Consider the following 7,512-nt stretch of genomic DNA (forward strand, 5'->3'; position numbering starts at 1 on the left):
CGCATAAATCGCAGTCAAATTCGGCTAAATTTACGGCACAATTAAGCTAAATTTGCTCGTCCGAGTTCGTCAAATTTAAAGCGTATTAAACACCCTATCGCCAGCGTCGCCAAGGCCCGGCACGATGTAGTTTTTCTCGTTTAGTCGCTCGTCGATCGCAGCCGTATAGACCTCTACGTCCGGGTAAATCTCGCTAAAGCGCTTTAGCCCTTCTGGAGCGGCGATGATAGAGATAAATTTGATCTGCTTTATGCCGTTTTCGCGCAGAAATTTAACCGCGTCGATAGCCGTACCGCCGGTAGCAAACATCGGATCGATGATGATGGCTAGGCGGTTTTTGGCGTCGCGAGGCAGCTTGGCGTAGAAAAACTCCGCCTCTGCGGTCTTTTCGTTTCGCTGAAAGCCCAAAAAGCCAACGCTAGCATCTGGAATGATCGTAAATACGCTATCAAGCATACCCAGAGCTGCTCGCAAAATCGGGCAAATCATCACCTTTGTCGCGAGCTTTTTGGCCTGGGCCTGGGCGACAGGAGTCTGCACGCTCACGTCGCGCAGCGCCAGATCCCTAGTCGCCTCAAATATCATCAGATGGCTGATCTCGTCCACGAGCATCCTAAACTGAAACGGCTCGGTGTTTTTATCCCTTAAAATCGCTAGTTTGTGCTCGATGAGCGGGTGAGAGATGAGCCTGACGTTTTTCATTTACAGACCCTTTGCGAGCTTTTCGGTATAGGCTTTTACGTCAAAATCCTTCACTCTAGCTACACCGTCGTCGACCGCAGCTTGCGCTACGGCAGGAGCTACCGCCGTTAGGACGCGTTTGTCAAACGGTTTTGGTATGATGTAGTCTTTGCCGAATTTTAGCTCTTTTACGCCAAATGCCTCGCAAACCTCCGCAGGCACGGGCTCTTTAGCCAAATTTGCAAGCGCGCGCGCCGCAGCCATTTTCATATTTTCGGTGATTTTTTTAGCTCTGACGTCTAACGCGCCGCGGAATATAAACGGAAAGCCAAGAACGTTATTTACCTGGTTTGGATAGTCGCTACGGCCGGTTCCCATCATCACGTCGTTTCGCACGCTAGCGACGTCTTCAGGGAAGATTTCCGGAGTCGGGTTAGCAAGCGCGAAAATAATCGGCTCGTCGTTCATCGACGCGACCATTTCTTTGGTTACGACGCCGGGTTTGCTAAGGCCTAGGAACATATCCGCGCCCTTCATCGCGTCCGCTAGCGTCCTATCTGCGGTTTCAAGGGCGAATTCGACCTTTTCCGGAGTTAGATCGGTGCGGCCTTTGTGGATCACGCCTTTGCTATCTACCATCACGATGTGTTTTGCGCCAAGCGCTTTATACATCTTCGCGCATGCGATGCCCGCTGCGCCCGCTCCGCTAACTACGATTTTGATTTTTGAGATATCTTTGCCCGAAATCTCCATCGCGTTTATTATGCCAGCGCTTGTTATCATCGCCGTGCCGTGCTGATCGTCGTGCATGACCGGGATATCGACTGCTTCTTGTAGTTTGCGCTCGATCTCAAAGCACTTTGGAGCGCGGATATCTTCTAAATTTATACCGCCGAAAGTCGGAGCTAGAGCCTTGCAGATCTCTACGATCTTATCAGGATTATGCTCATCTAGCTCGATGTCAAAGGCGTCTACGTTTGCAAATTTTTTAAACAAAACCGCCTTGCCTTCCATCACGGGTTTGCCGGCTACCGCGCCGATGTCGCCTAGGCCTAGCACAGCCGTACCGTCGGTGATGACGGCTACTAAATTTGCTTTGTTGGTGTATTTGTAGGCTAGCTCGTTGTCGGCCTCGATCTCTTTACAAGGTACCGCAACGCCCGGCGTGTACGCCATAGATAGGTCTCTAGCCGTCACGCATGGGGTTTTTACTTTTATCTCTATCTTGCCGCCCTCGTGATACGCGAGCGCCTCTTCGTTAGTTACGTGTGTCATTTATTCTCCTTTAAAATATTTTTTATTCGTTTTTTCGTCTCGTCCGCGCCTAAAACCTCGAGCACCTCAAATATCCCTGGGCTTACGCTATTTCCCGTTAGCGCGACGCGCAGCGCCTGAGCTAAGTCTTTTAGCTTTAAGCCGTTTGCTTCTAAAAATTTACCCGTCGTCTCTTCGTAGCCCTTGGCGTCTAAATTTCCGTCCAAAATTTCGGCAAATTTAGCCAAATTTTCCTTGCTTTCGGGCGTGATAAATTTAGCATAGGCTTTCTCGTCGTATGCGCTTGGAGCGTTTATGATCGTTCTTGCGCTCTGGCTCATTTCAACTAGCGTTTTTGAGCGTTCTCGCAATGAATTTAACAGCACCTCACCCTTTGGCATCGCTTTAAAATCTATCTCAAATTCAAGCATCTCGCTTGCCAGCCTCTCGTACGGCAAAGTCTTGATGTAGTGGGCGTTTAGCCACTCTAGCTTGCTTGCGTTATAGGTGCTTGAGCTCTTGTTTATATCGTGCGGATCGAAGTACTTTAGCATATCGTCCATGCCGAAAATTTCGTCGTTTCCGTGGCTCCAGCCTAGGCGAACGAGGAAATTTAAAAGAGCCTCAGGTAGATAACCCATGCGCTTATACTCCATCACGTCGGTCGCGCCGTGGCGTTTGCTTAGTTTGCTACCGTCTTCGCCGTTTATCATCGCGACGTGATAAAATTTCGGCGCCTTAAAACCAAGCGCATCGTAAAGTACGATTTGTTTTGGGGTATTTGATAGATGATCGTCGCCGCGGATGACGTCGGTTACGCCCATTAGCGCGTCGTCGATCACAACTGTAAAGTTATAGGTCGGAGTGCCGTCAGAGCGTGCGATGATAAAATCATCCAGGATATCCTCGACTCTAAATTTGACCTCACCTTTGATACCGTCGTCGATCACGATCTCGCCGCTTAGAGGCGCTTTGATACGGATGACGGGCTCGACTCCCGCGGGCGGAGTACCGGTAAATTCGCGGTAGCGATTGTCGTATTTGGGCCTCTCTTTTCGCGCTTCTTGCTCGGCGCGCAGAGCGTCTAGCTCGTCTTTGCTCATGTAGCATTTGTAGGCTTTGCCCTCGGCTAGCAGCTTTTGTACGTACTCTTTATATACGTCAAATCTACGAGACTGATAGGTCACCTCGCCGTCGTGATCCAGCCCGCACCATGCAAAGGCCTCTTTTATCGCTTGCGTGGCTTCTTCGGAGTTGCGTTTTAGGTCGGTATCTTCGATACGCAGCAGAAATTTGCCGCCGTTTGCTCTAGCGTATAAGTAGTTATAAAGCGCCGTCCTAAGCCCGCCGATGTGTAGATATCCGGTCGGAGAGGGGGCAAATCTAGTTACTATTTGTGAATTTTGCATTAAATTTTACCTTTATAGCTTGCGCTTAAATTTAAAATGTTATAATGCTCAAATTATATTTACTTTAGACTTAAACAAAGGTTTTATATGTTAAAAAAGATCTCATTCGCCGCGTTTTTTCTCGGTTTTTGTATGGCTAACGCGAGCCAGATCTCAAACGGCATCGCCGTCATCATCGAAAACGAACCCATCACCGTAAACGAAGTGCGCAAAGCCGCCGCGCAGCTACAAACAAGCGAAGCAAACGCGCTAAATTTACTGATCCGCGATAGACTCGAAACCGCACAGATCAAAAACCTAAAAATCGAAGCTAGCGACTACGAGCTAAATCAAAGGCTGCAAAAGATAGCAAGCGAGAGCGGTATGAGCGCCTCAGATCTGCGCTCGGCCGTGCTATCAAAGGGCGGCGACTACGCGCAGTTTAAAGACGACGTCGCAAAAAGTATAAAACAAGAAAAGCTATATCAAAGCATATTTGCCGACGCTAAAATCAACATCTCGGAAAACGCAGCGAGAGCGTATTTCGAGCAAAATCGCGACCTTTTCGCGCACTTTACCGACGTGAGCGTGACTAGATACGTGGCGCCTACGATGCAGCTTTTAGAAGCAGCTAGACACAGCTCCCCGATGAATACCAACCACAGCGTGCACATGGACGTCCTGGATCTAAAAAGCGAGCAGATCCCGCCTCAACTACGAACGATATTTCAGCAGACCCCGGATGGCACTTTCACGCAGATTTTTCAGACTCCAGAGGGCTTTGAGATGTTTTACGTAGCGTCTAAAAAGGGACAAACGATGCCTGAATTTGACGAGGTCAGAGACGAGGCGATGAACGCGCTTTATAAACTCGAGCAAGACCGCGTCATCGGCGAATATTTCAACAAACTCCGCGCCAAAGCCAACGTCAAATATCTACGATAAACTCAAATTTGAGCGCAAATTTAAGCCGATTTGATTCGGCTTAAATCCTTTTATTTTTAGTCAAATTTGACCGATTTTTTAAATTTAGTTGCTTACTCGCCAAGACCCGCACCTTTACGGCATAAATTTATCTCCAAACGATATCAAATTTAATCTCACGAAGTCATGGATACCATAAGCTACGATAGGCTTTCACTTTCTGAGTGATAGTTTTATGTGGGAAGCAATGAAATACACACAACCTTTTAGCGGCTCGGTCTTGGTCTGTGAGTTTTACAAGAAATTTAACGGTCAAACGATAGTGGCGAGCCGTACGCTAAATACTAAATTTTTAGGCGAAAAAGAGCAGATGGACGATACTCTTTTTAACGATGAATTTAGAGTTTTTACGGATGACAAAGTAGGGGCGAGATATCTTTTGACGCCTACGTTTATGAGACGTTTGTACGAGCTAAAGGAAAAATTTGCGGGAGATATGGGGGTGAGCGCGGCATTTATGGACGACAAATTTTACCTATTTTTAAACGGAGCGGAAAATAGATTTGAAACAACTCTCTTTTCGCTACCGCCTAGCCTTTATGAGGTAAAGCAGATAAAAAAGGAAATTTCAGAGCTTTTATCTATCATAGACGAATTAAATTTGAACCTTGATATTTTTAAGTGAGGGCAAATTTGACGGCTTAGATGATTGGGGATTTTGCAGATAAATTTGAGCGAGAATTTACGGCCGTACCATCTAGTGTCTTACTAGTTAAAATTTAGCCGCTCGCCTTAACCCGTTTTTAGGCTTTTGATGATATAATTTCTCAAAAATAAGACTTTTGCGGTTTGAGGAGAGTTTAAAAATCAGCAAATTTAATCAGCTTAAATTTAACGTCCCAAAAGCGCAAATGCTCTAAAATTTATCAAAAAAGGAGCCAAAATGAAAACGCTAGTAGTTTTATCTCACCCAAATTTCGCCGCCTCTCGCCTAAACAAGGCGCTGGTAAACGCCGCTAAAAGCGCAGGCGCCGAGGTTCGCCACCTAGAGGGGCTATATGGCACCGACGCCCTAAAAATCGACGTCGAAGCAGAGCAAGAGGCGTTTTTGCGCGCCGATCGCATCGTGTTTTTGTTCCCGATGATGGGCTTTAACGTGCCCTCCATGCTAAAGGCCTACATCGACTACGTGCTCAGCCGCGGCTTTGCCTACGGCGAGGGCGCGAAGATCGCGGGCAAACAGCTACAAATCGCCGTGAGCGCGGGCGGCGGGCTAGGCGAATACTCCAAGCACGGCGCGATCAAATTTACCCTAAACGAGATTTTGCTGCCGCTTCAGTGCTGCGCGGACTTTTGCGAGCTCGTTTACGGGCGCATCTTTGCTAGCTGCGGCGTGGAGCCGGGCGTTCCTGATAGCGCGATAGAGGCGCATGCAGCGAGATTTACGAAGCTCTTGAACGACGAGCTTGAAGAGCACGAATATCAAATTTAACGATGCAAAATAGCTCGGCCTTGAGCCCAAATTTGCACCGCTAGCGGCGATTTCCCGTGCGGAGTCGCCGCTTTTTCAAATTTAACCGCGCAAAGTGCCCGCTTTGGTTTTAGCGAGCGGTTCGGCGCGTTTTGGCGGTTTTTCATCGTTGCCTATTGGGGCGAGCTTTTGCTGGGCGGCCTAGACCTGCGCCATTTTCGTTTAACTTTAGTTCGGGCGTATTTTGCGGCGCGAATCGGTTAAATTTGCGGTATCGCACCAAAGCTCGCGACCGTATCTTTTGCCGCGAGCGACGATTTTGGTTTTAGAAATTTTACGCATTAGGATTCGGCTTTAAATTTGGCTCGTTTTAAAACGGCGCAAATCCTTATAAATTCGGAGTTTTTATGATTTTTGGCAAGATTGATTATCTAAATTTGCTTCCTTTTCACGTATTTTTAAAGCGCTCGCGCCTAAGCTCTCAGGACAAAAAAATCATCGAATTTAAAAAGGGCGTGCCAAGCAAACTAAACCGCGATCTGTGCTGCCGTAGGATCGACGCAGCCGTGATTTCAAGCATCGAAAGCGGCAAAAAACGCTATAAAAAGGTGAGCCTGGGCATCATCGCAAAAGGCGACGTCAAAAGCGTGCTCGTGCGAAAGGGCACTGCCGCGCGTCTCGACCCCGCGTCTGCTAGCTCAAACGCGCTAGCAGCAGTGCTGGGGCTTGAGGGCGAGGTGCTCATCGGCGACCGCGCGCTAAAGGCGTATCTGCGGGAGGGCGAGGATGCGTTTTACGATATGGGGCGGGCGTGGCGCGAGCGGACGGGCTTGCCGTTTGTTTTCGGGCGATTTTCCTGCGTGAAGGGGCGCGGCGCGTATGAGCGATTGGCGCGCGAGTTTTTGCGAGCAAATGTCAAAATCCCAAACTATATCCTCGCCAAATACGCCCAAACTAGGGGCATCAGCGCGGACGATATCAAATGGTATCTCAAATTTATCAGCTACGAAATCGGCGCAAAGGAGCAAAAGGCGCTGCGGATATTTTTCAAAGAAGTGCGAAAAAACGGACGCACGGCAAAGCTTTTGGCGCGAGACGAGCGGTAAGCGCAAATTTACTCTAGCGCACCGCTTTTTAAATTTGCCTTTTTATCTCGGGCGGTTTTCGCAGTCGCTTCAAATGCTGTAGTTTAGAGCCTAACCACCGCATAGCGCTAAATTTTAACCACTCTAAGCGGCGCATTTTTAGAAGCTAGCAAGATTTGGTCAAATTTGAAATTTGACGGGCAAATTTACGTCCGTTCTCGTCAAATTTCGCCTGCTTAAATTTTAAATTTGCGCCGCCGCGAGCTCAAATTTTATTCGGTCAAATTTATATTTTAGCTTCGTCTTTGCGCCGAGATTATTTACTTCAAATTCGAGCCAGGGCTAGATTTACTTCGGTTACTATCTACGTAAATCACCTTGGTCGGGTCGTTTTCAAAACTATTTGTAAAACTTGATATAGAGCCCATTTTTTTATTATCATTTGCCCAGCTGATAAATTCTCTAATTGTAAAAGTAGAATTTTCGTCTGGACAATGTTTTTCATAATGATTAATTCTTAGTTTTTTCCTAAAGTTAAAAAATACGGGATTTACTTTTGTAGGAGTTTCGCCTTGACTTATTGTAATTTCATCTAATCTTTTTTTATTATATTCGTAGTGTTTATAGAAATTTTTATCTATCTGATTTTCTTTATAGCACTCCTCATACGCCTCCTTTAGCTGCTCCTTAGTTGGAGCATTAGGGAGGT

Annotated in this window: 7 protein-coding genes and 1 pseudogene; 4 read left to right on the top strand and 4 right to left on the bottom strand. The window is 47.2% G+C overall.

Annotated features, from left to right (window positions below; translation table 11 throughout):
• Positions 1-75 precede the first annotated feature (75 nt).
• From upp to gltX, 3 genes are read right to left on the bottom strand one after another with little or no spacing between them, the layout of a single operon-like run.
• A complete protein-coding gene (upp, locus tag Q0394_RS07455) occupies positions 76-702 on the bottom strand; it encodes a uracil phosphoribosyltransferase (protein WP_298946486.1) in 627 nt (208 codons plus the stop codon).
• Complete coding sequence (locus tag Q0394_RS07460) at positions 703-1,956, bottom strand: malic enzyme-like NAD(P)-binding protein (RefSeq protein ID WP_298946488.1); 1,254 nt, start codon at positions 1,954-1,956, stop codon at positions 703-705. It abuts the gene before it with no gap.
• Complete coding sequence (gene gltX, locus Q0394_RS07465) at positions 1,953-3,344, bottom strand: glutamate--tRNA ligase (protein WP_298946490.1); 1,392 nt, start codon at positions 3,342-3,344, stop codon at positions 1,953-1,955. Before gltX ends, Q0394_RS07460 begins: the two co-directional genes overlap by 4 nt.
• An 87-nt stretch (positions 3,345-3,431) precedes the next feature.
• On the opposite strand from gltX, the gene Q0394_RS07470 reads away from it, so the two are divergent.
• The 4 genes from Q0394_RS07470 (at position 3,432) to Q0394_RS07485 (ending at position 6,824) form a co-directional block, all read left to right on the top strand.
• Complete coding sequence (locus tag Q0394_RS07470) at positions 3,432-4,268, top strand: peptidylprolyl isomerase (RefSeq protein WP_298946492.1); 837 nt, start codon at positions 3,432-3,434, stop codon at positions 4,266-4,268.
• Between the two features lie 226 nt (positions 4,269-4,494).
• Positions 4,495-4,932 (top strand): DUF3137 domain-containing protein, encoded by a 438-nt coding sequence (locus Q0394_RS07475; protein ID WP_002948928.1) that lies wholly within the window; start codon positions 4,495-4,497, stop codon positions 4,930-4,932.
• A 258-nt stretch (positions 4,933-5,190) separates the two neighbouring features.
• The gene (locus Q0394_RS07480; protein WP_298790319.1) at positions 5,191-5,739 is read left to right on the top strand and encodes an NAD(P)H-dependent oxidoreductase; all 549 of its coding nucleotides are present in this window, start codon (positions 5,191-5,193) and stop codon (positions 5,737-5,739) included.
• Positions 5,740-6,125: 386 nt separating this feature from the next.
• Positions 6,126-6,824 carry an MqnA/MqnD/SBP family protein gene (locus tag Q0394_RS07485; RefSeq protein ID WP_298946494.1) on the top strand — a complete coding sequence of 233 codons (699 nt, stop codon included), beginning with the start codon at positions 6,126-6,128 and terminating at the stop codon, positions 6,822-6,824.
• A gap of 299 nt (positions 6,825-7,123) precedes the next feature.
• Here the strand turns inward: Q0394_RS07485 and Q0394_RS07490 are convergent.
• Positions 7,124-7,512 (bottom strand): annotated as a pseudogene (locus Q0394_RS07490) (hypothetical protein); the annotation flags it as partial.

The organism is uncultured Campylobacter sp. (assembly GCF_938039205.1).
In the GTDB taxonomy this organism is placed as follows: Bacteria; Campylobacterota; Campylobacteria; order Campylobacterales; family Campylobacteraceae; genus Campylobacter_A.

Coding starts and splice junctions, on each gene's coding strand:
- Q0394_RS07485 (WP_298946494.1), top strand. CDS start 6,126: ATGATTTTTGGCAAGATTGATTATCTAAATTTGCTTCCTTTTCACGTA.
- Q0394_RS07470 (WP_298946492.1), top strand. CDS start 3,432: ATGTTAAAAAAGATCTCATTCGCCGCGTTTTTTCTCGGTTTTTGTATG.
- Q0394_RS07460 (WP_298946488.1), bottom strand. CDS start 1,956: ATGACACACGTAACTAACGAAGAGGCGCTCGCGTATCACGAGGGCGGC.
- upp (WP_298946486.1), bottom strand. CDS start 702: ATGAAAAACGTCAGGCTCATCTCTCACCCGCTCATCGAGCACAAACTA.
- Q0394_RS07475 (WP_002948928.1), top strand. CDS start 4,495: ATGAAATACACACAACCTTTTAGCGGCTCGGTCTTGGTCTGTGAGTTT.
- gltX (WP_298946490.1), bottom strand. CDS start 3,344: ATGCAAAATTCACAAATAGTAACTAGATTTGCCCCCTCTCCGACCGGA.
- Q0394_RS07480 (WP_298790319.1), top strand. CDS start 5,191: ATGAAAACGCTAGTAGTTTTATCTCACCCAAATTTCGCCGCCTCTCGC.